Source organism: Leptospira adleri (assembly GCF_002811985.1).
Lineage (GTDB): Bacteria > Spirochaetota > Leptospiria > Leptospirales > Leptospiraceae > Leptospira > Leptospira adleri.
This window is the reverse complement of sequence record NZ_NPDU01000162.1, coordinates 1-824: the sequence shown is the minus strand read 5'-3', so window position 1 is coordinate 824 and position 824 is coordinate 1. Positions and strand designations below refer to the sequence as shown.

The window sequence follows — 824 nt, the reverse complement described above, 5'->3', positions numbered from 1 at the left end:
CGCCATCTTGAATTACATTAAAATCAAAAAAAAATGAACAAATGTTCATTTTTGAGACATAAAAGCCATTATCGGAAGTGACCTGTTCCGAAAAGCGGTCCGATTTTATTCCGAAAAATGAACCAAAAATATTCCGCGGTTCTTTGTCAAAAGGGACGTTCTTTCTTAAAAACGATATTCCCGTATTCTTATCCCATTCGCCTATTTGAGGCATTCCGCTCGATGGGGAATTTTTTCCCCGTCGAGGAAAGTGTCCGGAAAATCACTTTTAATCTCCGATCCAAAAAAACATAATACGTCACCTTTTCGGATTGAATCAGTAAAAACGAAACCTTCAGACCAAAATGGAGGAAAGTGCTTCGCTACTATGACGCGATTCTTAGTTTCGCTTCTTGGCTAGCGAATCATGTTCGCGTCTATACTAGCGATTCCTATATTAAAAAAAAGGAAAATACAATACTTAAAAGCCGCGGCGCTTCGCTTGCTCTCTTCTGAGTTGATTTATACTTTTGGCAATGTATCCTTCTGGAATGACCGAATCTTTTTCCGTAGGATTTGCTTTTTGAGAGAGTAGAATTGCTCCAGACCTTTCTTCGGTAGAAAGAAATGAAATTGAACTTCCAAGTCTTTCAACAATCAATCGATGAGCCATTTCAGTCGCGTCAGGTCCGTCTTTCTTTTTAAAAGGGAATTCCTCAAATTGCTCTCTAAGAATTTTCGAGTCTTCTCTAAGCAAGAGTTGTCCGGTAGCAATCGGAACTTGAAGTGCTCCTTCAATGCGCCGAATCTTATCTCCGCCATTTTCAATTCCAATAACCGGAACA

The 824-nt window shown here is 39.4% G+C and carries 1 pseudogene; it reads right to left on the bottom strand.

Annotated elements, in window-relative coordinates:
• Positions 1–460 precede the first annotated feature (460 nt).
• A pseudogene (locus CH376_RS23945) lies at positions 461–824 on the bottom strand (hypothetical protein); the annotation flags it as partial.